Source organism: Bradyrhizobium sp. AZCC 1693 (assembly GCF_036924745.1).
In the GTDB taxonomy this organism is placed as follows: Bacteria; Pseudomonadota; Alphaproteobacteria; order Rhizobiales; family Xanthobacteraceae; genus Bradyrhizobium.
The window spans coordinates 4,339,264-4,364,961 of sequence record NZ_JAZHSD010000001.1 but is presented as its reverse complement, the minus strand read 5'-3'; the positions used below and the strand labels follow the sequence as shown (position 1 = coordinate 4,364,961).

The window sequence follows — 25,698 nt, the reverse complement described above, 5'->3', positions numbered from 1 at the left end:
TAGCGGCCTGCGGCCTTTACGGTCGGCCGCCACCCCGGCCATTTCCGGGAAAATCCCAAGAGACTCAACGACAAGCCCGGAAAAGGCCGTGCCGACCATTTATAAAATCACTCCCGCCTCGGCCTGGCGCGAGGCCGAACGGCAGGGCGTCTACCGGGGTAGTAGCGACGATCTGCGCGACGGCTTCATTCATTTCTCGACCGCCGCGCAGGTCGCCGAGACGGCGCGAAAGCATTATTTCGGCCAGACCGGCCTGTTCCTGGTCGCGGTCGACGCTGACGCGCTAGGCGACGCCTTGCGCTGGGAGCCCTCGCGCAACGATGAATTGTTCCCGCATCTCTATGGCGAGCTCGATCTCGGCGCGGTGACCGCCATCCTCGACATGCGCGCGCGGTCCGACGGCACGCACGACATTCCGGAGCTTCTCCCGTGATCCGCGCCTTCGACGCCCTTTCGCTGCCGCTCTTGCGCTGGTTCGATCCGGAGGACGCCCATCGCATGGCGATCCAGGGCCTGCGGCTGCTGCCGCCGGTCAAGCCGCGCCCCGACGACCACAAGCTCGCGGTGCGCGCTTTCGGCCTCAACTTTCCCAATCCGATCGGCATGGCCGCAGGCTTCGACAAGAGCGCGGAGGTGCCCGACGCGCTGTTGCGGCTCGGATTCGGCTTTGTCGAGATCGGCACGGTGACGCCGAAGCCACAGGGCGGCAATCCTCGGCCGCGGCTGTTTCGGCTGGAGCGGGACGAAGCCGTGATCAACCGCATGGGCTTCAACAATGACGGCGCCGAGGCCGCGCTGCGCCGGCTTGCGGCGCGCGCCCACCATGGCGGCATCGTCGGCGTCAATGTCGGGGCCAACAAGGATTCGTCCGACCGCGTCGCCGACTACGTCAAGCTGATCGAGACGTTTGCGCCGGTCGCGAGCTATTTCACCGTCAACGTCTCCTCGCCGAACACGCCGGGCCTGCGCAATCTGCAGCAATCCGCGGCGCTCGACGACCTGCTGGCCAAGGTGATCGATGCGCGCGAGCGGGTGCGCAAGAATGCCGGCGATTCGCCGGTGCTGCTCAAGATCGCGCCGGATCTCAGTCTGACCGAACTCGACGACGTCGTGCACATCGCGCGCTCGCGCCGGGTCGACGGCATGATCGTCGCCAACACCACGCTGGCGCGGCCCTCATCCTTGCGCGAACAGGCCCGTGCCAAAGAGCAGGGCGGGTTATCCGGACGGCCGTTGTTTCGATTGTCGACGCGCATGGTGGCCGAGACCTATGTCCGCACCGAAGGCGCGTTCCCGCTGATCGGCGTCGGCGGCATCGATTCCGGCGGCGCGGCGCTGACGAAAATCCGCGCCGGCGCCAGCCTGATCCAGCTCTATTCGTCGCTGGTCTACAAGGGGCTCGGTCTGGTCGACGACATCAAGAACGATCTGGCCTCGACGTTGCTGCGCACCGGGCGTGACTCGCTTTCCGAGATCGTCGGCGCGGATGCCGCAACGATCACGGCCGAGGACTGGCCGGTGAGGTAGTTGTTCGCGCGCAGCGCGTTTTGAGTCACCTCGCCCCGCTTGCGGGGAGAGGTCGGATTGCGAAGCAATCCGGGTGAGGGGGTACCGCTCTTACCGCGTACGTGCCGGGCTGAGAGAGCCCCTCACCCCTACCCTCTCCCCGCAAGAGCGGGGCGAGGGAGCAAACCGCCATCTCAGCAGCCATCACGCTCCAAACGACTTCCTCAACAACACCGGATACCGCAGCGCCTCCAATCCACCCCGCGCGGCATAATGCACCAGCAGCGCGCCCCACAGTCCGGCATTGCCGAACGAGCGCAGCGCAAACCACGCGGTGAGGAAGATCACCAGCGAGGTCACCATCAAATTGCGCATGTCGCGCGCCCAGGTGGCGCCGATATAGACGCCGTCAAAGGCGAAGGCGAACACGCCAAGCAGCGGCGCGAAAATCACGAACGGCAGATAATCGCGCGCGATGCGCCGCACCTCCACGCTTGCCGTCATCATGTCGATAAACGTATTCCCGAACAGCAGGAAACATGCGGCGACCGCGAGCGCGAAGCCAAAGCCCCACATCACGACGAGCTTCACGGCACCTGCGAAAGCATTCTTGTCGCGTGCGCCATAGGCACGGCCGCAGAGCTGCTCGGCGGCATTGGCCAGGCCGTCGAGGAAAAAGGCGCCGAACAGCAGAAAATTGTTGAGTACCGCATTGGCGGCGAGCGTCATGTCGCCGGCGCGGGCGCCCTGCGCGGTGAAGAACAGAAACGCAGCAATCAGCGACGCGGTGCGGATCATGATGTCGCGGTTGACCGCGAGCATGCGCATCAGCTTGGTGCGGTCGAACAGCAACGCGCGGGAACCCGCAAATTGCCCGCTCGAGAGGCGATGCGCGATCAGCAAGCCGAGCACGAGGCCTGCGGCCTCCGCGATCAGCGCCGCGATTGCCGCGCCGGCAATTCCGAAGTCGAACACCAGCACCAGCGCGGCGGTCGCCGCCACGTTGATGAGGTTGATGGTGATCTGCATGCCGAGCGCCAGTTTGGCGCGGGCCTGCCCGATCAGCCATCCGAGCACGACATAGTTGCCAAGCGCTAGCGGCGACGACCAGATCCGGATGATGAAATAGGTCTTGGCCGCGCGGGTGACGCCCTCGCTGCCACCCATGGCGTTGAGCAGAATGGTGGCGAGCGGAATCTGCAGGGCGATCAGCGTCGCACCGACCAGCGCCGCGACGATCAGCCCGCGTAGCAGGATCGCGCGCAATTCCGAGATCTCGCCTGATCCGAGCGACTGCGCGGTAAAGGCGACCGTGCTCATGCGCAGGAAGCCGAACAGCCAGAATATGCAGTCGAACAGCACGGAGGCCATCGCCACGCCGCCGAGCAGGGTGGCGTCGCCGAGCCGGCCGATCGCGGAGGTCGAGACGATGCCGATCAGCGGCGTGGTCAGGTTTGCGACCATCGCGGGACCGGCGATGGCGAACACCTGTGCCGTCGTTACTTTGGAAGGAGTTACGGGCGAATGCATGCCTAGAGTTCGACGACCATGCCGTCATGGGCGGCAAGGTAGGGCAGTTCGTCCACCCGCCCGAGCATGTCCTCGCTCATGTGCGTCAGCACCAGCCGCTTGGCGTTGAGCTCGGGCAGATGCGCTTCCAGCGTCTTCAGGCTGAGATGATTCTTGACGATCTTGTCGTAGTAATAGGCTTCCGCAATGAACAGGTCGGCATCGCGTGCCGCCGGGATCAGCGTATCGGTCCATTCGGTATCGGCGCTGTAGGTGATGACGCGCCCCTCGGCCTCGACGCGATAGGCCAGGAACGGCCCGCCGGATTCGCCGTGGACAACAGGATAGGGCGTCACCTTGACCTCGCCAAACGTCCGGCTCTGCTCCGGCTCGAGTGCAACGACCGAGAGATCGAAGCGCTGTTTGGTCTTGGAGGAATGCTCGAACAGCGCTTCCATCAGATTGGCGAGCTTGGTCTCGATACCCTCTGGCCCGGCAATGACGAGCGGACGGGTCCGCCGCGTGAACTGCGCGTCCAGCAGCAGGAACGGCAGGCCGCCAAAATGGTCGCCGTGGAAATGCGTGATCAGGATCAGATCGATATCATCGCGCGCGATGCCGAGACGCTTCAGTGCGGGCAGCGACGACGCCCCGCAATCGATCAGGAAATTGACGCGCTCGCCCGTGACGTGGAAGCAGGTGTTGAACCTGCCGCCGGACCCGAGCGCGTCGCCGCAGCCGACAAATCGCAATTGCATCGGCTGCTCACCGCCTCCAGGTGATTATCGCCCGCGCGGGGCGCCGAACAGCCGCGACAGCAGCCAGATCGGGATCACGATCACGGCGCCGAGCAGGAAGTAGCGCCACAGCCAGTTGACGGCGTCGAAGCCGAGATCCCACAGCCGCCGGAACAGGGTCTGGATGCTGTGCAGGATGTTCCCGGGATCGAAGCCGATGGCGGCGAGCACCACGCCGACCAGGATCGACAGCAGGATCAGCCGGAACGCCACCGACAGCGGCGAGCCGCCGAGGAAGCGGTACAGGCCGTCATGGCTGGCCGGCAGGTCTCTGACGTCGTTGGGCATCGGTTTCTCCTCGCGGGTCGCGCGCATTATAGGCACGGCGGGGCAGATGGGGAACCCGCTCATATCAGTCAATGGCCGCTATGCGCCGTCGGAATGTTAATTTGCCGTCACGTCCTTCAGCATCCGCTCCAGCGTTTCCAGCCGGTCGGCCTCGCGCGGCGGCTTATCCCAGCGCAGCCGGCTGATACGCGGAAACCGCATCGCGACGCCGGATTTGTGCCGCGGCGAGCGCTGCAGGCCCTCGAAAGCGACTTCCAGCACCAGGCCCTGATCCGGCTCGTGCACGACATGGCGGACTGGGCCGAACTTTTCGGTGGTGTTGCGGCGGACGAAGCGGTCGATCTGCAGCAGTTCCTCATCGGTGAAGCCGAAATAGGCTTTTCCGACCGGCACCAGCTGCTCGCCGTCCTCGCCCGAGGTCCAGACGCCGAAGGTGTAGTCCGAATAATAGGACGAGCGCTTGCCGTGGCCGCGCTGCGCATACATCAAGACGGCATCGATGATGTGCGGGTCGCGCTTCCACTTCCACCACTGGCCCTTGGGACGGCCCGGCAGGTAGGGTGCGTCGCGGCGCTTCAGCATGACGCCCTCGACCGCGTCGGCGTCCTCACCCGCGCCGGCGCTTGAGGGATCGGCGCGCGCGGCCATCAGCGCCTCCCAGCTATCGAAGGCAACCGTCGGCGACAAATCGATGCGCGGGTCGTCGAGCTTCCTGACGAAAGCCTCGAGATGGGCGCGGCGCTCGACGAACGGCAGTTCGCGCAGATCGTTCTCGTCGTCGCCGAGCAGGTCGTAGGCGCGCAAGTGAATCGGAAAGTCCTTGATCAATTTCGGCGAGACGATTTTTCGGTTCAGCCGCTGCTGCAGCACGTTGAAGGTCTGCACGCGCCCCTCGCGCAGCACCAGCAGCTCGCCATCGATGGCGCCGGGCAGATGCAGCGACGGCAAGAGGTCAGGAAAGCTTTTTGTAATGTCCTCGCCGGTGCGCGAATAGAGCCGCGCCTGCATGGTGCCGCGCTCGTCGCGGCCCGAGACCGCCTGCACGCGAATGCCGTCCCACTTCCACTCCGCGATGAAATCGGCCGGATCGAGACTGGCGAAATCCGCATCCTCGATCGCGTGCGCCAGCATCACCGGCCGGAACGGCGCGGGATCGCGGTTGACCGGTTTTTCGCCGCGTCCCTCCAGCCACGCAAACAGGTCGAGATAGGGCGGTGACAGCCCCGGCCAGATCAGTTCGATGTCGTGCGGGTCCTTGTCGCCCAACGCGGCCGCCGCGGTCTTGGCCAGCCGCGCCGAAATCCCGATCCGCATCGCGCCGGTGACGAGTTTTAGCAGCGCCCAGCGGCCGGTCTCGTCGAGCTCGTCGAGCCAGCGCGCCAGCTGTTTTGGCAGTTCGGTCTTGCCGAGCGTGCGAAGAGTGGTGACGACGTCACTCAGCGTCGGCGGCGGAGGGTTGTTGTGGCCGGGCAGCGGGGCCTTCGGCCACATCAGCGCGACTGTCTCCGAGAGATCGCCGACATAATCATACGACAACCCAAACAGCACCGGATCAGTACGATCCATAATCAAATCGCGGATCAGCCCTGGCTTGGCGTGCTTGAACGACAGTGCGCCGGTCAGCGCCGCCAGCGCGTAGCCGCGATCGGGATCGGGCGTGTCGCGGAAATAGGCCGTGATCAGCCGCAGCTTGTTGTTGCGGCCGGGCTCGTAGGCGAGGCGGTCCAAAAGTTCGGCGAAGCGGTTCATGCTTCGGCCTCGTCGGCCGCGACCACCTCGTGCTCCTCCTCGTCGCCGTAACCGACGAGGTCCAGCGGCCGTGCGGCGAGGCCACGCGCCTTGCACCAATGCACCAGCGCGTCTTCCTGCCCGTGGGTGACCCAGATCTCGCCGGCACCGGTGGCCGCGATGGTCGCGGTCAGGCCGTCCCAGTCGGCATGATCCGAGACCACCAGCGGCAGTTCGACGCCGCGCTGGCGGGCGCGCGCCCGCACCCGCATCCAGCCCGAGGCGAAGGCCGTGACCGGATCGGGGAAACGTCGCGTCCAGATATCTGAGGTGGCCGACGGGGGCGCCAGCGTAATGGTGCCGGCGAGGTCGGCCTTTTTCATCCCCTTGACCGAGCGCAGCTCGCCAAGCGCTATGCCACGGCTTTCATAATAGCGCGTGATCGCCTCCATCGCGCCGTGCAGATAGACCGGCGCGTCGTAGCCGGCCGCGCGCAGCAACGCGATCACGCGCTGGGCCTTGCCGAGCGAATAGGCCCCGACCAGGTGCGCGCGCTCCGGAAACAGCGCCACCGATGCCAGCAGTTTCCTCACCTCGTCCGCCGCATCGCCATGGCGAAAGACCGGCAGGCCAAACGTCGCCTCGGTGATGAAGACGTCGCAGGGCACCACTTCGAACGGCGTGCAGGTCGGATCGATGGCGTCCTTGTAGTCGCCGGAGGCGACGATGCAGGTGCCCTTGCAGGTCACGGCGATCTGCGCCGACCCCAGCACATGGCCCGCAGGATGGAATTTGATTTTGACGTCGCCGAGCCGGATCTCTTCGCCATAGCGTACGGCCTGTGTGGTCGAAGCAAAATTGTCGCCATAGCGCAGCCGCATCATGTCGAGCGTTTCCTGCGTCGCAAGCACCGCGCCGTGGCCGGGCCGGGCATGGTCGGAATGGCCGTGGGTAATCACGGCGCGCTCGACCGGGCGGACCGGGTCGATATGGAAGCCACCTGGCTTGCAGCAGAGGCCGGCCGGAGCGGGGATCAGGATGTCCTGCGGACGCATGCCTTCTATATAGGCGGTCTGCTTGCGATGTTTAGCCGTGTGATGTTTGGTCGGCATGCCCGGGCTTGACCCGCGCATCCATCTTTTGAAGAGTCTCCTTTTATTGATGGATTGCCGGGCGCAGCCCGGCAATGACGAAACCGGTTCCTGAAATGCCTGCCCGCCTTTTCCTGTCCTCCGGCGATCTGATGGCCGACCGCCGCTTCGAATTCGCGCGCGACCTGCAATTGAAGGGCGATTTGCCTGCTGCCGCCGATCTGCTGTTGCAGGCGATCGAACTGGCACCGGATTTCACTTCCGCCTGGTTCACGCTCGCGGGCATCCGCGAAGAACTCGGCGAGCATGACGCGGCGGTCGCGGCGTATCAAAAGGCGCAGACCAGCGATCCCGGCGATCGCCACGGCGCTGGCCTTCGATTGATGCGGCTCGGCGCCGAGCCGGTGGCCGGCATGCCGCAGGCCTATGTGCAAACCCTGTTCGACCAATATGCGCCGCGGTTCGAAGCCTCGCTGGTCGGCGATCTCGGTTATCGCGGCCCGGCGCTGCTGTTCAAGGCGGTGCTGTCGGTGCGATCGGCCGCGCGCAAGCCGGCGTTCTTCAAACGCGCGATCGATCTCGGCTGCGGCACCGGACTGGCGGCGGCGGCCTTCGCCAGGGCGGTCGATCATTTCATCGGCGTCGATCTGTCGCCGCGGATGATCGAGCGGGCGCGCGCCACCGGCCTCTACACCGAGTTAGAAGTTGCCGACATGCTGCAGGGTCTGCGGGCGAGGGGGGATGCCAGCGCGGATCTCATTCTCGCCGCGGACGCGATGGTCTATGTCGCCGATCTCGCGCCGGTGCTGGCTGAAGCCGCGCGTGTGCTTGCGCCGGGCGGCCTGCTCGCCTTCACCACCGAAACCCATGGCGGCGAAGGCGTCGTGATCGGCCAAGGGCTGCGCTACGCCCATGGCGCTACCTATGTACGCGCTGCGGTCGAATCCGCCGGCCTCAAATTGCCCCTGCTGCAAGATCGCTCCGCCCGCAACGAGGACAACGCGCCGGTTCCCGGCCTGGTCGCCGTCGCCGCGAAAACTTGAGTCTAGACGCTACGCGCTCGCCGAATGGCGGCATTGCGTGCGACATGTCAGCTATTGCCAGTGGTGCTGGAATGGCTGATCAAGGCTCCCATCAGGGAGAAAACAACAATGAAGAACAAACAAACCCGGCGCGAATTCGGCGCCACTGCGCTTGCTACCGCGCTCGCATCCGCGATGCCTGCGCCCTTCGTCTGGGCGGCGGAGAAGAAATACGATCCGGGCGCCAGCGATACCGAAATCAAGCTCGGCCAGACCGTGCCGCATTCCGGTCCCGGCTCGCTCTACGGCGTGCTGGGGCGCGTCGGCGAGGCTTATTTTCAGATGCTGAACGAAAAGGGCGGCATCAACGGCCGCAAGGTGAAGTTCCTCACCATGGACGACGCCTACAGCGCGCCGAAATGTGTCGAGGCGACGCGGCGGCTGGTCGAGCAGGAGGAGGTGCTGGCGCTGTACGGCTCGCTCGGCACCGCGCCGCAGACCGCCGTGCACAAATATCTCAACTCGAAGGGCGTGCCGCAATTGCTGCTCAATACCGGCGCGTCGAAATGGAACGATCCGAAAAACTTCAAATGGACCATGGCGGGCCTGCCGCTCTATCCGACCGAAGCGCGCATTCTCGCCAAGCATGTCGTGGGCGTGAAGCCGAACGCCAAGATCGGCATCCTCTACCAGAACGACGATTTCGGCCGCGATTTCCTTGGCCCCTTCAAGAAGGTGCTGGCGGACGCCGGCGGCACCGCCAAGGTGATCCTGGAGCAGACCTACGATCTGACCGATCCGACCATCGATTCTCAGCTCATCAATCTCTCGAAATCCGGCGCCGATGTTTTCTACAATATCTCGACCGGCAAGGCGTCGTCGCAGTCGATCCGCAAGGTCGCGGAGCTTGGCTGGAAGCCGCTGCATCTGCTGTCGGCGGGCTCGACCGGCCGCTCGATCCTCGCCGCCGCCGGCCTCGAGAACGCCACCGGCATCGTCGCGATCCGCTATGCCAAGGAAGTCGGCGTGCCGCGTTTCGAGAAGGACCCCGACGTCATGGCGTTCGAGGAGTTGCGCAAGAAATACCTGCCCAATGTCGACCCTGATAACACCATCGCCTTTGCCGGCTATGGCCAGGTCGCGAGCATGGCGGAAATCCTGCGCCGCTGCGGCGATGAACTCACCCGCGCCAATGTGCTGAAGCAGGCCACGACGCTGGCGGGCTTCCACTCGCCCTATTTCCTCGATGGCATTAATTTCAGTTACACGCCTGAGGACTACACGCCGATGAAGACGCTCTACATCTCGATCTTCAACGGCAAGGACTGGGATATTTCGGACAAGCCGGTGACGGAGTAGTTCTGGCTCTCTCGTCCTTCACTCGTCATGCCCGGGGCTTGACCCGGGCATCCACGTTCTCTGTCGCAGGCACGGCAAGAAGACGTGGATGGCCGGGTCAAGCCCGGCCATGACGATGTGGATCATTCGCACGCCATCCGAGCGGGCCGGGTTGACTAACTAGCCCTCGACGAAGCCGCTTCGACAGCTTAGCTCTAATGGGTGCCGTCGCCCGATCCCTTGCCCTTCACGCCGCTTGAAACGGCTGCGCTGCTGCCCGACCGCTTCCGGCGCTGGTTCGCCTCCCGCGGCTGGTCGCCGCGCGAGCATCAATTGGCGCTGCTGGCAAAAGCCAGCGATGACGCTTCCGCGCTGCTGATCGCGCCGACCGGCGCCGGCAAGACGCTGGCCGGATTTCTGCCGACGCTGGTGGAGCTTTCGTCTCCCGCTTTCACGAAGGGTGGGGGCGAGAAGAGCCTCATCTCCACCGGCCGCACTGTGAAGCGCACCGGCGGCCTCCACACCCTCTACATCTCGCCCTTGAAAGCGCTCGCGGTCGACATCGCGCGCAATCTGGAGACACCGATCGCGGAGATGGGACTGCCGATCAAGGTCGAGACCCGCACCGGAGACACGCCGGTGTCGCGGCGGCGGCGGCAGCGGCGATATCCACCGGACATTCTGCTCACCACGCCTGAGCAATTGGCGTTGTTGCTTTCGTCGGATGATGCGCCGTTTCTGTTTTCCTCGCTCAAACGCATCGTGCTCGACGAACTGCATGCGCTCGTCACCTCCAAACGCGGCGATCTGCTGTCGCTCGGGCTGGCGCGGCTGTGGCGGCTGGCGCCCGAAATGCGCGCGATCGGTCTTTCCGCGACGGTCGCCGAGCCGGAATCGCTGGCGCGGTTTCTGGCGCCGCAGCGCGACGGCAAGGAAATCTCCGCCGATATCGTCGTGGCCGGCGGCGCGGCGGCGCCTGTCGTGGAGATGCTCGACACAAAGGAGCGGCTGCCCTGGGCCGGCCACACCGCGCGCCACGCGCTCGGGGAAATGTATGAGCTGATCAAGCGCAACAAGACGACGCTGATCTTCGTCAACACCCGCAGCCAGGCCGAAATGCTGTTCCAGGATTTCTGGCGCATGAACGACGATGGCCTCGCCATTGCCCTGCACCACGGCTCGCTCGATGTCGCGCAACGCCGCAAGGTCGAGGACGCGATGGCGGCGGGGAAGCTTCGCGGCGTGGTCTGCACATCCTCGCTCGACCTCGGCATCGATTGGGGCGACATCGATCTCGTCGTCAATGTCGGCGCGCCCAAGGGCGCGTCGCGCCTGATGCAGCGGATCGGCCGCGCCAACCACCGGCTCGACGAGCCATCGCGCGCGGTGCTGATCCCGGCCAATCGTTTCGAGGTGCTGGAATGCCGGGTCGCGATCGATGCGATCGCGGAGAATGCGCAGGATACGCCGCCGCTCCGCACCGGCGGGCTCGACGTGCTGGCGCAGCACGTGCTTGGCTGCGCCTGCGGCGAGCCGTTTCTATCAGACGAACTCTACGCGGAAGTACTGACATCGGCGCCGTACGCGACGCTGACCCGGACCGATTTCGACGACGTGGTCGATTTCGTCGCCACCGGCGGCTACGCATTAAAAACCTACGAGCGCTTCGCCCGCATCAAGCAGGACAAGCAGGGCCGCTGGCGCGTCGCCAATCCAAAGGTGCGGCAGAGCTATCGTCTCAATGTCGGCACCATCGTCGAAGAGGCGATGCTGAAGGTAAAGCTGGTGCGCGGCCGCGGCGGCGGCGCCGGCTCCACCGGGATGGTCGGCCGCGGTGGCAGGATGCTCGGCGAGATCGAGGAATACTTTATCGAGGGGCTGGTCGCCGGCGACACTTTTGTGTTCGGCGGCGAGATCGTCCGCTACGAGGCGCTGGTCGAGGACCAGGTCTACGTCTCCCGCGCCAACGACAGGGACGCGAAAGTGCCGTCCTACATGGGCGGCAAGTTTCCGCTTTCGACCTATCTGGCCGAACGGGTGCGGAAACTGCTGGACGACCGGCGGCAATGGAACGCACTGCCGGAACAGGTGCGTGACTGGCTGTCGCTGCAACGGCATTTTTCCCGCGTGCCCGGCGTGCGCGAGCTTCTGATCGAAACTTTCCCGCGTGGCGGCAAGCATTACATGGTGTGCTATCCCTTCGAGGGTCGGCTTGCACACCAGACGCTCGGCATGCTGCTGACGCGCCGGCTGGAGCGTGCCCGCGCCCGGCCGCTCGGCTTCGTCGCCAATGAATACGCGCTGGCGATCTGGGGCCTTGGCGACGTCTCCTTCATGGTTCGCCACGGCAAACTCGACTTCGCCGCGCTGTTCGCGCCCGACATGCTCGGCGACGATCTCGAGGCGTGGCTCGCCGAATCCGCGCTGATGAAGCGCACCTTCCGCAATTGCGCGCTGATCTCCGGCCTGATCCCGCGCCGCTTCACCGGCGAGGAAAAGAGCCGCCGCCAGGTGCTGTTCTCGACCGATCTCGTCTATGACGTGCTGCGCAAGCACCAGGCCGACCACGTGCTGCTCCGCGCCGCCCGCGCAGACGCCGCCGCTGGCCTGCTCGATCTCAAGCGTCTGGGTGATATGCTCTCGCGCATTCAGGGCCGAATCACCCATCGGGAACTCGAGCAAGTTTCGCCGCTCGCAGTCCCCGTGATGCTGGAAATCGGCCGCGAGTCAGTTTATGGCGAAGCGGGAGATGAGTTGCTGGCGGAAGCCGCCGATGAACTCATCAAAGAGGCGATGTCGTAAGGAAGATGTCGTAAGAAAATGAATTTGCAGGGCGCTAATCCATCAACGTCGTCATGCCCGGGCTTGACCCGGGCATCCACGTCTTTCTTTGTGGAAGCAAGACGTGGATGGCCGGGACAGGCCCAGCCATGACGGAGAATGTGGTTCTTTCGGTCGTTCCCAACAGCATTTTGGAAGTCGCAGGCGTCTCGATGCTCGCCGACCTCTCCGGCGCGCTGTTCTGGCAGGAGCAGCGTCTGCTCGTCGTCTCCGACCTGCATCTGGAAAAGGGCTCCAGCTTCGCCGCGCGCGGCGTGCTGCTGCCGCCCTATGACACGGTGGCGACGCTCGGCCGTCTCGCCGCCGTCATCGCGCGGCACGACCCGCGCATGGTCATTGCACTTGGCGACAGTTTTCACGATCGCACCGCGCATGAGCGGCTGTCGGCCTCCGACCGCGAGGCGCTGACGGCCATGCAGGCGCGGCGCGACTGGATCTGGATCTCGGGCAATCACGATCCGGCGCTGCCGTCCGACCTCGGCGGCGTGGTCGCGAGCGAAGTCGCGATCGGCCCGATTGCATTCCGCCATGAGCCGACAGGGGCGGCGGGTGAAATCGCCGGCCATCTGCATCCCAAAGCCCGCGTCGCCACAAGGGGACGCTCGATGGAGCGGCGATGCTTTGCGTCCGACGGCGAGCGCGCGGTGATGCCGGCGTTCGGCGCCTACACCGGCGGCCTGAGCATCCGCGATGTAGCGTTCGCGAAAATCTTCGGTTCGCCGGGCTTCATGGCGCATGTGCTCGGCGACAACAAGCTCCACGCTATTTCCGCTTCGCGCTGTTATTGAGAGCGTGCGGTTTCCAACCTCGCCCCGCTTGCGGCAGCGCTGTCCGGGGAATGATTCACTATGCCGCAGCGCATGCCCGGCAAATCCAGCGTGAGCCGGATACTTTCTGGTTGTCGAGACTCAGAAAGGGGCCGGGCATGCGCTGCGTAAATAGCATCTTTGGGGAGCTTCTCAAACCGATCGATCGGCGGCAATTTCGCGGGATTGTGGAGAAGCATGACGGCGACGCCTACGACAAGTCATTCAAAAGCTGGGATCATTTGGTGACGCTCGTCGGAGCCCAGCTAGGCCAGGTGATGAGTCTGCGCGCGGTCGAAGGCGCTTTCAATGCCAACAGCCATCAGCATTATCATCTTGGTGTGGGCCGGGTTGCTCGTTCGACGCTTTCGGATGCGAATGCGCGGCGCCCGGTTGGCGTTTTTGCGGAGACCTTCGCCATGCTGGCGGAGAAGGCTGATCGACATACGCGGGTGGAGGGAGCCGAGATGGTTCGGCTGATCGACTCGAGCCCGGTTCCGTTGGGCAAGGTGTGCAAATGGGCTGAATGGAATGGTCGCATCCGCGGCATGAAGATGCATACGGTCTACGAACCGGACGGCAAGTGCCCCCGCTGCGTCGAGATTACGCCGGCGACCGTCAACGACGTCGAGATCGGCCGCCAAACCGAACTCGAAGCCGGCGTGACTTACGTGTTCGACAAAGGCTATTACCACTTCGGCTGGTGGAAGAAGATCAATGATACCGGGGCTTTCTTCGTCACACGCACCAAGGTGAGCACGCGCTTGCGCAAGTCGAAGTCCCGGTATGTCCGCAAGACCATCGGCGACGGTTTCAAAATCATCAACGATGCCGATGTCGCGCTTGCGAGCAAAGGCGATTCCAGTCTTCCGATTCCGTTGCGCCGCATCAAAGTCAGGCGCGACAAAGGTGGAGTGATCACGCTCATCACCAACGATCTCGAACGCACAGCCGTCGAGATTGCGGCACTCTATAAGAGCCGTTGGCAGATCGAGCTTTTGTTCCGTTGGATCAAGCAGCATCTCAATCTTCGCAAGTTCATGGCCAAAAACGACAACGCAATCCGTCTGCAGATCCTCGCCGCGATGATCGCATATCTGCTTCTGCGCCTCGCCCGGCGATTGAATTCCTTGAAAATGCTGGACTTGCGCTTCGCCGAGTTGGTCTGCCAACGCCTGTTCATGCGAAGTCACATCGCAAAAATTGACAAACCTCCGCCGGTCAACCCGAGCAAGCCGAAGCCCAGGTTTTCTGCCGATCAACTGGGATTCTGCTATGAGTGATTTTTCCCCGGACAGCCCTGCGCTTGCGGGGAGAGGTCGGAGCGCATCGAAGATGCGATCCGGGTGAGGGGGTACAGGTCTCACCTTCTTCAGTGCTCGTGGAGGCAGCCCCTCACCCCACCCCTCTAAGAGCGAGCTTCGCTCGTCTCGACCCCGCGAAGAGCGGGGCGAGGGAGCCTACTTCCCGTGCCGCTCGCTACGCCGCCTTCGCTTCCACACTGTCGCAGAATTCGGCCAGCCGGTCCGCCAACCGCAGCGTCGCCGGGCTCGCATCAGGGGAAGCCATCAGCGCCACTTCCGTCTTGTCGATCGGCGCAAAGCCGTCCTTTGCCGTGAGCACGCGATGGCCGGCCTGGATCGCGATCTCGGACAGAATGCTCAGGCCCAGGCCTGCGGCGACCGCGGCCTGGATGCCGGCGAGGCCTGAACTCGTATAGGCCATGTGCCAGGAACGCCCGGCGCTTTCGAGCGCGTGGATCGCGCGGGAGCGATAGAGGCAGCCGGCGGGAAAGCCGATCAGCGGCACGGAGCCGGCGTCGATATCGATCGGGTGGGTTTTGCTGGTGACCCAGTGCACTTGCTCCGGCCACACCGCGATCCCGCCTTTCTCGCCGGCGTCACGCTTGAGGAGCGCAAGATCGAGATCGCCGCGTTCGATGTCACGCCGCAGATACGTGCTCTGGTCGGCGCGGACGTCGAGCCGCAGGCCCGGCCGCGAGCGCGAAAACGTCGCCAGCAGCTTGGCGAGGCGATAGGCGGCGAAATCCTCGGGGATGCCGAGCCGCACCGCGCCCTCGCTCTCGGGACGCGCCATCACGTCGCGCGCCTCTTCCGCAAGCGCCAGCAGCCGCCGCGCATAGGACAACAGCCGCTCGCCGGCTTCGGTCGGCGTCACATCCTTGCCGTTGCGGTTGAGCAGCGGCTGGCCGACATCGTCTTCCAGCCGCTTGATCTGCTGGCTGACGGTCGACTGCGTGCGGTGGACGCGCTCGCCGGCGCGGGTAAAGCCGCCGGCATCGACCACGCTGACGAAACTGCGCAGGAGCTCCAGATCGAGCATGCGAATGCTCCATTCATAAATCAACTGGATGTCAGTTTATCATTTAATTTCCAAATAGCAAGGCGCCGGCCTAGATCAGGGGAAAGGAGACTTCCCATGTCGCTCGCCCCCTCGGTCGCGGTTCCCCGCGCCGGCTTCAACCCGCTTCCGCTCTATATCGCGCTCTTCTGCCTGCTCTGGAGCTTTGCCTTCGTCGCCGGCAAGATCGGCGTCACCGATTGCCCGCCGCTGATCCTGCTCACGGCGCGGTTTTCGCTGGCCGGCATCCTGATCCTCGGCGTCACTGCGCTGCGCGGCGAAGCGTGGTCCTCGCTCACCTGGCGCGACGCCGGCATTTTCGCAATCCTCGGCGTCGCCAACAACGGGCTCTATCTCGGCCTCGGCTATACCGGCCTCAAGACCGTGTCGGCCGGCCTCGGCGGGCTGATCGTGAGCGCCAATCCCGTGTTCACCGCCGTGCTCGCGGCAGCCTTTCTCGGCGAGGCGCTGACCTGGCGCAAGGTAATGGGCCTCCTGCTCGGCATTTCCGGCGTCGGCTTCATCGTCTGGCACCGCATGTCGGTCGGTACCGATGACTGGCACGGCATCCTGTTCACGCTGGCGTCGCTGGCCTCGATCGTGGCCGGCACCATCCTGTTCAAGGTGCTGGCGCCGAAGGGCAGCCTCTGGGTCGGCAACGGCGTGCAAAATATCTCAGCCGGCATCGTGCTGCTGCCGTTCGCATTCACGCTGTCCAGCGCGGGCGACATCGTTCCGAGCATGAGGCTTCTCGGCGCGTTCGCGTTCCTCGTGCTTGGCGGTTCGATCCTGGCCTATCTGCTGTGGTTTCACCTGTTGAAGGTCTGTGGAGCTACGGCCGCGAGTGCCTATCACTTCCTGATGCCGCCGCTCGGCATGCTGTTCGCCTTCCTCGTGCTCGGCGAACACGTCGAATTGCGCGATCTGCTCGGCATCGTTCCCGTAGCCCTTGGCATTTATCTGGTGACCCGCCCCGCTGCTGCGGCCGGTCAAACCTGAGATTCGGTTCTGATTAAATCAGAACCGAATCTCCAAATTCTCGTTTGACGCGTTTTCTTCACGCGAACCGGAATCCACTTCGCTCGAAAACGCTATAATGGAAGGAGCAAGTCATGACAGTTTCCATCACCCTGATCGGCGGACCCACCGCGCTGATCGAAGTCGACGGCTTCCGCCTGCTCACCGATCCCACCTTCGACGAGCCCGGCGCCTATCAACTGCCGCATGTGAAGCTGGAAAAGCTGGTCGGCCCAGCGCTCAGCGCGCATGATATCGGCGAAGTCGATGCCGTGCTGCTCAGTCATGACCAGCATTCGGACAATCTCGATCATTCGGGGCGCGATTTTCTCAAGCGAGCCAAGCGCGTCCTGACGACGGAGATCGGCGCAAAACGGCTCGGCAGCCACGCGGAAGGCTTTGCGCCATGGGATGTCACCGAATTGACGGGCAACAATGGTCGCTCGCTGACTATCACCGCCACGCCCGCGCGTCACGGTCCGGCCGGCATCGAGCCGCTGGCAGGCGACGTCATCGGCTTCGTGGTCGCCTCGAACAGACCGGGCAGCCGTCCAATCTATATCAGCGGCGACACCGTCTGGTATGACGGCGTTGCCGAAGTGGCAAAACGGTTCAAGGCCGGCGTGGTGCTGCCTTTCGCGGGCGCGGCGCAAACCCGCGGTCCCTTCCACCTCACGATGGACACCAACGATACGATCGAGACCGCGCGCGCATTCCCGGACGCCGTGATCGTTCCCGTCCATACCGAGGGATGGAAGCATTTTCGCCAGAGCGCGGACGATTTGCGCACCACCTTCGACGCGCTGGGGTTCGGATCGCGCTTGCGGATTCTGGAGCCCGGCGTCACGACCATCATCGAGCCGCCACGCGCCGCGTGACGGCATTGATGGCCGCTTGTCTGCCGCGGCGTCCTCGGGCAAGGTCGCTCTCCGGAACCTGCTCCCGTCAGGTTCGTTGTCGCTGCGGCTGGACCCGGGCATGGCAGAGCACAACAAGTCGAATCCGAAGCATCACGCGCACAAGCATCCCGGCCACGACAAGCAGGCCGCGAAGGCCAGGCCGCCGCGGCCGTTTCGCTTTCGCGATGCGCTGAACGAGCTCGGCCCCGGACTGATCACCGGCGCATCCGACGACGATCCGTCGGGGATCGGCACCTACAGCCAGGCTGGCGCGCAGCTCGGCTACGGCATCGGCTGGACCATGCTGCTGAGCTTCCCGCTGATGGCGGCGATTCAGGAAATTTCCGCACGGGTCGGCCGCGTCACCGGGCATGGAATCGCAGGCAATGTGTCCCAGCACTATTCGTCATGGCTGCTCCATGTAGTGGTGACGCTGCTGTTCATCGCCAACACCATCAACATTGCCGCCGACCTCGGCGCGATGGCGGACGCCAGCAAACTGCTGATCGGCGGCCACAGCATCGTCTATGTGCTGCTGTTCGGCGTGACGTCGGTGGCGGCGCAGATCTTTCTCGATTACCAGCGCTACGTCGCGGTGCTGAAATGGTTGACGCTCAGCCTGTTCGCCTATGTCGCCGCGCTGGTCTTCGCCAAGGTTTCCTGGAGCGAGGCGCTGACCGGCATCCTCGTTCCGCGCCTCTCGTGGAGCGTCGACTATTTCACCACCATCGTCGCGATTTTCGGCACCACGATCTCGCCCTATCTGTTCTTTTGGCAGGCCTCGCAGGAAGCCGAGGATGAGCGTGTCGATGCGACCAAGCGGCCGCTGATCGAAAAGCACTATGGCGCGCGGAAGGAATTCCATCGCATCCGCGCCGACACCGTCATCGGGATGGCATTCTCCAACCTGATCGCGTTGTCGATCATCGTGACCGCCGCGGCGACGCTGCATGCGGCCGGGACGACCGACATAAAGAGCTCGGCGGAGGCCGCCGAAGCCCTGCGTCCGATTGCCGGCGTCTTCGCGGAAGTGATCTTTGCGCTCGGTATCGTCGGCACCGGATTGCTGGCGATCCCGATACTCGCCGGCGCCACCGCCTACGCCGTCGGTGAGGCGCGGCGATGGCCGGTCGGGCTCGCGCGCAAGCCGAAGGAAGCGGCGGCATTTTACGCCGTGCTGGCGTTGTCGGCGGGTATTGGGATCGCGCTGAATTTCACCTCCATCAACCCTATCTCGGCGCTGTACTGGAGCGCGGTCATCAACGGCGTTCTCGCCGTGCCAGTGATGGTGCTGCTGATGTTCATGGCGCGCCGCAGGGACGTGATGGGGAGCTTCGCTGTCAACGGCCCGCTCTATTGGCTGGGCTGGCTGTCGACATCAGCGATGGTGCTCAGCGTCGTCGCGATGGGCGTGGGGTTCTTTGTTTGAGGTCATTCCGGGGCGATGCGAAGCATCGAACTACGATGCGCAATTGCGCATCGGAGAATCTCGAGAATCCCCGGTGTGCAATTGCACACCTGAGGTCTGGTCCTTCGGACCAGACCGGAATGACGATGGCCACTCAATCCTTCCTGAACACGATCGATGCCATCCATCCCGTCATCAGCGCCATGAAGGCGGTGATGAGCCCGTAGACGAAGCCGTGCTGCTGGGCGGTGGTGGCGACGAACTGCTCGAAGCCGACCTTGACGATTTCGAATGCGCTGTCCGTCTTGGCCACCAGCGCGCCTTCGGCGAACAGCTTGATCTCGACGTTATAGAGGCCGATCGGCACCTCCGCCGGCAGGGGAATGCCGGTGCGGAACAGCGTCGGCGTCAGGAACGTCACCGCCGAGGTTTCCTCGCGATACAACCCATGCTGCTTGCGCAGCCGCACGAAGGCGCTTCGGAACGCGTCGTCCGGCACCACGTCAGCGTAATCGCCGCCGACGCGCTGGGTCAGCAACACGTTGTTCAGTCCGATCTGCTGCCGCCGCTGCGCTTCGGGCGAAGCGATGGCGTCGAACGGCCGGTTGGAGAACAGCGCCAGATAGCTCGGCACTTTCAGGAACTGCCGGGAGTCGGTGTTGATCCAGATCCCGAACCGGCGCTCCTTGCGGCGGGTGACCATGTCGGCGCGCGGGCCGGCCACCGTCACCACCAGATCGTAGGTGCGATTGGCCGGCGTATTGGGGTCCTTCTCCACCGAGCCGAACAGCACGAGCTCCTCGCCGGAGTAGTTCGGTGTCACGGTGACGCGGTGGTTCGACACCGACACGATCAGCCGCTCGGCCCGCGCGGGCGAGACCGCGAGCGCTGTGCCCAGCAGCAGCCCGACCAGTGTGAGCGGGAGGCGCGCGATCATCCGGTTGCTCCGGTTTCGCGGATGGTGAAGAGATCCTCGGGCCGGATCACCAGCTCGACGGCAAACCGGACGCCGACGGCGAGCACCAACAGCCCGAGCAGCAGCCGCAAATGTTCGCCGCGGATTTTCTGCCCCGCACGCGCGCCGAACTGCGCGCCGGTGACGCCGCCGACCATCAAAATCAGCGCCAGCACGGCATCGACCAGATGATTGGTGATGGCGTGCAGCATGGTGGCGAATACCATGGTGACGAGGGTCAGCACCATCGAAGTGCCGATCACGGTCGAGGTCGGCACCCGCAGCACATAGATCAACAGCGGCACCAGGATGAAGCCGCCGCCGATGCCCATCACGGCGCCGATGAAGCCGATGACCAGGCCAATCACGACGACGGGGATGACGGACAGATAGATTTTCGAGCGCTTGAAGCGCATCTTCAGCGGCAATCCATGGATCCAGACATGGCTGCCCGGGCGGCGCGTCGTCACCGGGCCGCCGCGGCGGGCCCGCAACAGCGCCCGCAGGCCCTCCCAGAACATCAGGCCGCCGACGGTGGTCAGCAGGATCACGTAGGACATTGCGATCATGAGGTCGAGCTGACCCAGCGCGCGCAGCAGCGTGAAGGTCCAGACCCCGAGCGCGGTGCCCATACTGCCGCCGGTCAACAGCACCGCCGCCAGCAGCGGATCGATGGCGCGCCGTCGCCAATAGGAGAGCGCGCCGGAAAACGAGGAGGCGGCGATGTGGCTGGCGACGGAGGCGACCGCCACCGCCGGCGCAATGCCGACGAAGATCAACAGCGGCGTCATCAGGAAGCCGCCGCCGATCCCGAACATGCCGGACACGAACCCAACCGCCGCGCCCATCGCCAGGATGAGGAAAACATTGACTGGAATGTCGGCGATCGGGAGGTAGAGCTGCACGCGCGTCTGCTTTTGTAGCTTTGCCGCAAGAGACGGCCGGGAGGCCGCTTCACGGCATGGTTTCTGTTGTATTTGCCGGCAGTGGAAGCCGGTTCGCGCATGCACCTTTGCGTGCGCAGGGCCGGTTCCCGCGCCTTTGCTTAACTGAATTCGGGCGGATGAGGGACTAAAAATGCCCGGAAAGGCAAATTTTTGCCTCACGTGGCCACGGGTCCGTCAGGACATTGAAGCGCTGTAACAAATCCGCTGGGCGAGCCCAGGACGGTTGTGGGGCTGGCTCAGGGCTTTCCGAGCGGGTCGGTGACGAGGTTCATCGCCAGCGCTTGCTTGGGGCTGAGCCAGCGGATCTCCCGGGTCTCGGACATCGCTTCCACGATGGAGGACGAGACCCCCATTTTGGTCATGTAGCCCAGCACGGCGCCGGAAATCCGCTGCGCCTCCGCGACGGGGTCGTCGACGGGCCGGGTTGTGACAAACCGATGAACGCCCAATGCCGAGCCCAGGACGCCGAAGCGGGTCTTGCCCCCGGCATAGACGAGCACACAGGCGCTGGCGCAGTAAGCAGGCTTGACGCGGCCCAAGGCGTCGGCGCCGCCGACCGCGGTCGCGAGCGAGCGCTGTCGGATGATCTCACCCATGATCGTGGCCTGGTTCAAATCGCCGCCGGGGGAGGCCAGCAGGACGATGTCGCCCGCCGCGAGATTGGCCTGGTCCAGTTTGTCGCGAAACAGCGTAGCGGCGGCGGGGCCGATCGTGCCGCTGACGAAGAGTGCGCGGCGGCCCTGCGCGGCGCCGTTGAGGTCGATCCTGTCGATCAGCGAAAAAGTCAGGCTCGGCGAGACGTACTGGTCTTTCCAGTAGTGCCAGGCCTCGGGCTGCGACAGGTCCCGGTAGGCGCGAATGCAGACGCCGGAGACCAGCAGGATGAAGATCGCGACCGACCAGAAATGCCGTTTGCGCCGGGGCGGTTGCACCGGCGGCGCCGGCGGCGGGGCCTGACCGGCAGGTCCGCGCGGCGGCGCGACCGCAGGGCCCGTCGGTGACCTGCGGAAGCGATTTTCCCCACTTTGGCTGTCTTCGGTCGACAATCGGTCCTCGTTGCAGGCCGCCCCGTTCGGGGTCGGGCTGGCTCGAAGCATTATACGAATTTATGGCCGAGGATATGGCGGCGATGCCGGCGGCATCGCGACTCGTGTTCAGGTCTTAATGAACGGCGGCGGTGCGCTTGGTCGCAGCCGGCTTGGCGCCGGGCTTGCCGGTGGCCGGTGCGGGAGCTGAATCCCAGCCGCCTGCGGGTGAGGCCACGTTGACGGCGTCGTCGGGCTGCGGCTCCGGCGTAAACGTCTGGATCGCGAGCCTGGCCGCCGCCAGCGACTGGACGTCGAGGCGCTTGGCGATGTCGTCGCGCTTGCGCCCCGCATCCGCGTCGCCCTGGGCTGCCGCGAGGCTGAACCATTTGAAGGATTCGGCGAGGTTCTGTTCGACGCCGATGCCGCGGGCATAGAGGATGCCGAGGTTGAACTGGCTGTCGGCGACGCCGCGGTCGGCGGCTTTGCGGAACCAGATCGACGCGCTCTTGTAATTGGCGCCCTTGCCGCCACCGTCAGCATCGAGCACGGCGAGATTATGCATCGCCTTGGCGCTGCCGCGCTCCGCCGCCTGCGCATAATAACGCCGTGCGATATCGACGTCCTTCTTCACGCTCAGGCCCTTCTCGTAGAAGGTCCCGAGCCGAAACAGCGCCGGCACCACGCCGGCCTGCGCCGCGCGGTCGTACCATTTCGCGGCCTGGTCGAGATCCGGGGCAACGCCCTTGCCTTCGGCAAAGCGCACGCCGACCTCGTAGGCCGCCGCCGGGTCGCCCTTCAGCGCGGCGGCGCGCAATACCGGGCCGCCGATGCCGTCAGGCAGCCGCTCGGTCGGCGGCACCGCGATCATGGCAAGCTTGCCGCCGGTGGCCGGCAGCGTCGTGATCGCGCCGGTGACGTCGCTGGCAGCCGCGGCCTGCGGCGGGACCGCGATCCGCGCGCTATCCAGCGTGTTCGGTGCGGACGAATTGTTCGATTGCTTCTCGACCGGCGTCGGCGAGATCATCATGGGCGCCGGCGCCACGGGCATTGCGGGCCTGGTGTTGCTCTCCGCCGGTGCGGGGGGCTGCGCTGGAGCGGCCGGCTCGCTGGACTGTTCCATCATCGGCAGTTGCAGCACGCTGCCGGTGTCGAGCAGCGTCATCGCCATCTTGAACGTGCCGAGCACGATCACGACCACGCTCGCACCGACCAGCAGCGAGCGGATCTTGGAGGAAATGTTCGAGGGGTTCTTGTCGTCCGCCTTGTCGCCGCCCTTGTCCTTGGGCGCGACCTTTGCCGAACGTCCCGCCTTTTCGGGCGGCGGCGCGGCGGCTGCGGCCTGCGCGGCGCGGCGCGCGGCGGCAATGAAGCTCGACGAGCTCACTGGCTCCTTCGCAGCGGAGGCGATTTCGCTGATCGCGTTTTCGGAAGCCGCGATCCGTTCCGACGGCGAAGACATGCGCACGGGCGGCCGCGTGCCCGGCTCGAGCGGATGATCCGGCGGCAATTCCGGCGCGATCGCGGTGCGCGGGGCTGCGGCATGCGGCTCCAGGATTTCGCTAATCGCGCGCGGCGGCACTGGCGGGGCGGCCGGCGCTATCGGCTGCACGGCATGGAATTCGCGCGGCGCGGCGGCAAAATGTTCTTGAGGGGTCGCTTGCAGTGCGGCGGGATTCGGCAATTCCGGTTTCGGTTGCTGCGGATAGGTCTGCAGCGGTGTCATCACGCGGGGTGCTTCCTCGCGCATTTCGGCGGCTGCAGGAGAAGAGGCGGTCGCAGCCGGCGCGGTGCGAACCGTGCGTAGATCACCTTCGATCGTCGACAGGCGATCGACCACGTGGCCGAGCGTGCTGTGAACGGTCTCGAGCGAGTCCTGCGTACGGCGGTCGGTTTCCGACTGGCTGAAGCGGATGTCGGACAGCTCGCGCTTGACCAGATCAACGATGCCGGAGTCCATCGGCTGGGCCGTGTCGGTCGAATTGCGGTTGGAATCGGCGAGCGCGACCAGGCTGGCGTGCTGGCGTTCGAGCGAACGCAGAATATCGTGCAGCCCCTCCTCGACCCGTCCGAGGTCGATGGCAGGGGCGGCGGAACGATCACCCGAGGCTTCCAGGCGCTCCAGCAGATAGGACACGCGCTGTTCGAGGTGGGCGAACGCCGACGCATTGTCGTTGCCGGCCGGGATACGGTCGAGCCGCTCCGACAGCGTGCGCAGCGCGTTTTCGAGATATTCCGAATTGTCGCTCGCTGCCGGCGCTTGCCTGCTTTCCAGCGTCGAGGTCAGCGCGGCCAGGCGCTGCTCGAGCATGCCGAAGGCATCGCTGTTGCCGTCAAAGCGGGAAAGCTGGTCGACCTTGGCCGACAGCGTGTGCACGTCCTCGGCGAGCCGGGCCAGCGCGTCGTTGGAGGCGACGTTGGAGACGATGCCGCGCAGCGCCGCGATCGCGCTTTCGAGCTGCTGCACCGTCGACGGATCGTCGTTCGAGCGCAGGATCAGATCGAGCTTGGCGCCGAGATTGTGGATCGCCTCGTCGTAGCCGGTGAGCTGCTCGGCCGGCGTCAGCGAGCGCAGCACCTCGCGGATTTCGCCGAGCGCGCGTTCGATGCCGGCCAGCGTCTGGCCGTCGCTGCCGTGCTGCCTGTTTTCATCGATGCGGCGGGACAGCGAGCGGATTTCGTTCTCGAGCGATTCGATCTCCCGGCGCGGCACCGCCTCGGTGATGGCCTGACGGATTTCGGCGAGTTCGCTGCGGAACGCCGCAATCGATTCCTCGACATGATCGGGACGCTGCAGCGCCTCGATCTGGCTCGTGATCTTGAGCAGGTGCCGTTCGAGCGAAGAAAAGTCCGGACCGGCCGGCGCGGCCTGCATCGTGGAATGTGTAGAATTGGGCTGTGCAGGCTGCGCGGGAGAGGCCGTCGGTGCGCCATTGCGCGGCGGCATCTGGCGCGGCGGCGGGCCGTCGAGTTCGTTCCGGCGCGCGGTGATTTCGGCGATCGCAAAATCCATCGAGGCCGGACTGAGCGGCGGCGCGGGGCGGTAGACCTGGGCTGCGGCCCGCTCGACCTGCTCGGTCTGACGCTGCTTTTCCTGCATCTGGGCCTGCCGGGTGGGCGCTGGGTTGGAAATCTGCGACAGCCGCGCGTCGAGGCGCGAAATGGCCTCGTTGAGCTGGCGGGCCACCGTCGGCTCGCCACGGGCTGCTTCGCCACGCGAAACATCGCCGCCGCGCGGCGCCGGCCGCGAAATCTGCTCGATCTGCTTGGTGATCGAATCCAGCCGCTGGTGAATGTCGGCGACATCGCGGCTTTCCCGGCTCGGCATCGCCGGGCGCTGACTGGAAGGCGCGCTGAAGCTCGGCGGGATCGGTTCGCCGATGGTGGAATTGAGCCAGTCGCTCAACGACATGCCGGCGCGCCGCGCGGCCGCCTCGGCCCTTTCGCGGACGGATGGATCGATGCCGTCAACACTCCACGATACGCGCGAATTCATGCTCTCGTCCGGTTCCGCTCCGGCGCTCCACCAGCGCCATCAGCCTCTCCCCGCGCGTCCCACTGAAGAGACAATAGAATTTTTGCGCGGCTCGCCTGCCTCGGAACTGACTTTTTCGCGTTACGGTAAAGAACGGGTTAAGGAATGGGACGGGCGGCCGCAAAAGTTACCAAGCGGGCATATCAGCCGGTGCTGGTCCTTTCGCGGCTTCCGCGACACTGGCAAACACGCTCTGCAAAGCGTATGTCATCCAGATGGTCATTCGCTTCGGGCGCATCCTCGGGGTGTATGATGAGGGCCGTTGTGGCTGCAACCGCAGCGATGCCATTATTCAGTGGAGGTAGTCGGAATTGAACCGACCGGGCGAACTTCATCAGGGCTCTCCGGCAACCTGCTACCCGCCCTCTCAAAGACCGTCTAATCCATTGATTAGACGGGTTTTTATTAAGTTGATTCTATCCATATCAAATTTCATATATTCTGGCAAGACGAAACTTCTCGTAATATACGAAAAATAGTATATCATGGCTGTTGTCTGGTATTTTCGATGTTATGTGAATGGGGCTGGCACGAATGAAATTCGCGCCTGGTTCGACGACCAGCCAAAGGCGGTCCAAGGCAAGTTCATCTCGCGCTTGCAAACATTGCGGCAACTCGATCCGGA

The 25,698-nt window shown here is 64.7% G+C and carries 20 protein-coding genes; 10 read left to right on the top strand and 10 right to left on the bottom strand.

The genetic code is table 11. The features are described 5' to 3' along the window. Positions 1-88: 88 nt before the first annotated feature. Positions 89-433: a DUF952 domain-containing protein gene (locus tag V1293_RS20855; RefSeq protein WP_334511814.1), complete on the top strand. Its 345-nt coding sequence runs from the start codon at positions 89-91 to the stop codon at positions 431-433. Next, positions 430-1,527 carry a quinone-dependent dihydroorotate dehydrogenase gene (locus V1293_RS20850; protein WP_334511812.1) on the top strand — a complete coding sequence of 366 codons (1,098 nt, stop codon included), beginning with the start codon at positions 430-432 and terminating at the stop codon, positions 1,525-1,527. The genes V1293_RS20855 and V1293_RS20850 overlap by 4 nt, the downstream gene beginning before the upstream one ends. Before the next feature lie 183 nt (positions 1,528-1,710). Here the strand turns inward: V1293_RS20850 and V1293_RS20845 are convergent, their stop codons facing one another. The 5 genes from V1293_RS20845 to V1293_RS20825 all read right to left on the bottom strand — a co-directional run bounded on the left by V1293_RS20845 (position 1,711) and on the right by V1293_RS20825 (position 6,883). Beyond that, on the bottom strand, positions 1,711-3,036 hold the full coding sequence (locus tag V1293_RS20845; protein WP_334511810.1) for an MATE family efflux transporter: 1,326 nt from the start codon (positions 3,034-3,036) through the stop codon (positions 1,711-1,713). Positions 3,037-3,038: 2 nt separating this feature from the next. Next, positions 3,039-3,773 carry an MBL fold metallo-hydrolase gene (locus V1293_RS20840; RefSeq protein ID WP_334511808.1) on the bottom strand — a complete coding sequence of 245 codons (735 nt, stop codon included), beginning with the start codon at positions 3,771-3,773 and terminating at the stop codon, positions 3,039-3,041. A 24-nt stretch (positions 3,774-3,797) separates the two neighbouring features. After that, on the bottom strand, positions 3,798-4,100 hold the full coding sequence (locus V1293_RS20835; RefSeq protein WP_334511805.1) for a DUF6460 domain-containing protein: 303 nt from the start codon (positions 4,098-4,100) through the stop codon (positions 3,798-3,800). 96 nt (positions 4,101-4,196) lie between these two features. Then, positions 4,197-5,849, bottom strand: a complete 1,653-nt coding sequence (locus V1293_RS20830) for a cisplatin damage response ATP-dependent DNA ligase (protein WP_334511803.1) — start codon at positions 5,847-5,849, stop codon at positions 4,197-4,199. Further along, entirely contained in the window at positions 5,846-6,883 is a 1,038-nt protein-coding gene (locus V1293_RS20825) for a ligase-associated DNA damage response exonuclease (protein ID WP_334516822.1), read from the bottom strand. The genes V1293_RS20830 and V1293_RS20825 overlap by 4 nt, the downstream gene beginning before the upstream one ends. A gap of 152 nt (positions 6,884-7,035) precedes the next feature. Between V1293_RS20825 and V1293_RS20820 the strand changes: the two genes are divergently transcribed. The 5 genes from V1293_RS20820 (at position 7,036) to V1293_RS20800 (ending at position 14,209) form a co-directional block, all read left to right on the top strand. After that, positions 7,036-7,962 carry a class I SAM-dependent DNA methyltransferase gene (locus tag V1293_RS20820; RefSeq protein ID WP_334511801.1) on the top strand — a complete coding sequence of 309 codons (927 nt, stop codon included), beginning with the start codon at positions 7,036-7,038 and terminating at the stop codon, positions 7,960-7,962. A gap of 108 nt (positions 7,963-8,070) precedes the next feature. Beyond that, positions 8,071-9,300 carry an ABC transporter substrate-binding protein gene (locus V1293_RS20815; protein ID WP_334511799.1) on the top strand — a complete coding sequence of 410 codons (1,230 nt, stop codon included), beginning with the start codon at positions 8,071-8,073 and terminating at the stop codon, positions 9,298-9,300. Positions 9,301-9,501: 201 nt separating this feature from the next. Further along, positions 9,502-12,081, top strand: coding sequence for a ligase-associated DNA damage response DEXH box helicase (locus V1293_RS20810; RefSeq protein ID WP_334511797.1), 2,580 nt, complete (start codon positions 9,502-9,504; stop codon positions 12,079-12,081). 128 nt (positions 12,082-12,209) lie between these two features. After that, positions 12,210-12,908, top strand: a complete 699-nt coding sequence (gene pdeM / locus V1293_RS20805; RefSeq protein ID WP_334511795.1) for a ligase-associated DNA damage response endonuclease PdeM — start codon at positions 12,210-12,212, stop codon at positions 12,906-12,908. 137 nt (positions 12,909-13,045) lie between these two features. Then, entirely contained in the window at positions 13,046-14,209 is a 1,164-nt protein-coding gene (locus V1293_RS20800) for an IS4 family transposase (RefSeq protein WP_334516820.1), read from the top strand. Between the two features lie 196 nt (positions 14,210-14,405). Here V1293_RS20800 and V1293_RS20795 read toward each other — a convergent pair whose 3' ends face one another. Next, on the bottom strand, positions 14,406-15,269 hold the full coding sequence (locus V1293_RS20795) for a LysR family transcriptional regulator (RefSeq protein ID WP_334511794.1): 864 nt from the start codon (positions 15,267-15,269) through the stop codon (positions 14,406-14,408). A gap of 96 nt (positions 15,270-15,365) precedes the next feature. On the opposite strand from V1293_RS20795, the gene V1293_RS20790 reads away from it, so the two are divergent. The 3 genes from V1293_RS20790 to V1293_RS20780 all read left to right on the top strand — a co-directional run bounded on the left by V1293_RS20790 (position 15,366) and on the right by V1293_RS20780 (position 18,632). Next, complete coding sequence (locus V1293_RS20790) at positions 15,366-16,286, top strand: DMT family transporter (RefSeq protein ID WP_334511793.1); 921 nt, start codon at positions 15,366-15,368, stop codon at positions 16,284-16,286. 113 nt (positions 16,287-16,399) lie between these two features. Next, complete coding sequence (locus V1293_RS20785; protein WP_334511791.1) at positions 16,400-17,182, top strand: MBL fold metallo-hydrolase; 783 nt, start codon at positions 16,400-16,402, stop codon at positions 17,180-17,182. Between the two features lie 100 nt (positions 17,183-17,282). Next, complete coding sequence (locus tag V1293_RS20780; RefSeq protein ID WP_334511790.1) at positions 17,283-18,632, top strand: NRAMP family divalent metal transporter; 1,350 nt, start codon at positions 17,283-17,285, stop codon at positions 18,630-18,632. A 133-nt stretch (positions 18,633-18,765) separates the two neighbouring features. Here the strand turns inward: V1293_RS20780 and V1293_RS20775 are convergent, their stop codons facing one another. The 4 genes from V1293_RS20775 to V1293_RS20760 form a co-directional block, all read right to left on the bottom strand. Then, positions 18,766-19,548 carry a TIGR02186 family protein gene (locus V1293_RS20775; protein ID WP_334511788.1) on the bottom strand — a complete coding sequence of 261 codons (783 nt, stop codon included), beginning with the start codon at positions 19,546-19,548 and terminating at the stop codon, positions 18,766-18,768. After that, positions 19,545-20,471 carry a sulfite exporter TauE/SafE family protein gene (locus V1293_RS20770; protein ID WP_334511786.1) on the bottom strand — a complete coding sequence of 309 codons (927 nt, stop codon included), beginning with the start codon at positions 20,469-20,471 and terminating at the stop codon, positions 19,545-19,547. The genes V1293_RS20775 and V1293_RS20770 overlap by 4 nt, the downstream gene beginning before the upstream one ends. A 278-nt stretch (positions 20,472-20,749) precedes the next feature. After that, on the bottom strand, positions 20,750-21,559 hold the full coding sequence (locus tag V1293_RS20765; protein ID WP_334511784.1) for a hypothetical protein: 810 nt from the start codon (positions 21,557-21,559) through the stop codon (positions 20,750-20,752). Between the two features lie 115 nt (positions 21,560-21,674). After that, the gene (locus V1293_RS20760; RefSeq protein WP_334511782.1) at positions 21,675-25,034 is read right to left on the bottom strand and encodes a hypothetical protein; all 3,360 of its coding nucleotides are present in this window, start codon (positions 25,032-25,034) and stop codon (positions 21,675-21,677) included. Between the last annotated feature and the right edge of the window lie 664 nt (positions 25,035-25,698).

What these genes read in the sequence shown, in the direction of transcription:
- V1293_RS20825 (WP_334516822.1), bottom strand. Translation starts at nt 6,883, where the DNA reads ATGCGTCCGCAGGACATCCTGATCCCCGCTCCGGCCGGCCTCTGCTGC.
- V1293_RS20820 (WP_334511801.1), top strand. Translation starts at nt 7,036, where the DNA reads ATGCCTGCCCGCCTTTTCCTGTCCTCCGGCGATCTGATGGCCGACCGC.
- V1293_RS20845 (WP_334511810.1), bottom strand. Translation starts at nt 3,036, where the DNA reads ATGCATTCGCCCGTAACTCCTTCCAAAGTAACGACGGCACAGGTGTTC.
- pdeM (WP_334511795.1), top strand. Translation starts at nt 12,210, where the DNA reads ATGACGGAGAATGTGGTTCTTTCGGTCGTTCCCAACAGCATTTTGGAA.
- V1293_RS20785 (WP_334511791.1), top strand. Translation starts at nt 16,400, where the DNA reads ATGACAGTTTCCATCACCCTGATCGGCGGACCCACCGCGCTGATCGAA.
- V1293_RS20835 (WP_334511805.1), bottom strand. Translation starts at nt 4,100, where the DNA reads ATGCCCAACGACGTCAGAGACCTGCCGGCCAGCCATGACGGCCTGTAC.
- V1293_RS20800 (WP_334516820.1), top strand. Translation starts at nt 13,046, where the DNA reads ATGCGCTGCGTAAATAGCATCTTTGGGGAGCTTCTCAAACCGATCGAT.
- V1293_RS20830 (WP_334511803.1), bottom strand. Translation starts at nt 5,849, where the DNA reads ATGAACCGCTTCGCCGAACTTTTGGACCGCCTCGCCTACGAGCCCGGC.
- V1293_RS20780 (WP_334511790.1), top strand. Translation starts at nt 17,283, where the DNA reads ATGGCAGAGCACAACAAGTCGAATCCGAAGCATCACGCGCACAAGCAT.
- V1293_RS20760 (WP_334511782.1), bottom strand. Translation starts at nt 25,034, where the DNA reads ATGAATTCGCGCGTATCGTGGAGTGTTGACGGCATCGATCCATCCGTC.
- V1293_RS20840 (WP_334511808.1), bottom strand. Translation starts at nt 3,773, where the DNA reads ATGCAATTGCGATTTGTCGGCTGCGGCGACGCGCTCGGGTCCGGCGGC.
- V1293_RS20815 (WP_334511799.1), top strand. Translation starts at nt 8,071, where the DNA reads ATGAAGAACAAACAAACCCGGCGCGAATTCGGCGCCACTGCGCTTGCT.
- V1293_RS20795 (WP_334511794.1), bottom strand. Translation starts at nt 15,269, where the DNA reads ATGCTCGATCTGGAGCTCCTGCGCAGTTTCGTCAGCGTGGTCGATGCC.
- V1293_RS20775 (WP_334511788.1), bottom strand. Translation starts at nt 19,548, where the DNA reads ATGATCGCGCGCCTCCCGCTCACACTGGTCGGGCTGCTGCTGGGCACA.
- V1293_RS20790 (WP_334511793.1), top strand. Translation starts at nt 15,366, where the DNA reads ATGTCGCTCGCCCCCTCGGTCGCGGTTCCCCGCGCCGGCTTCAACCCG.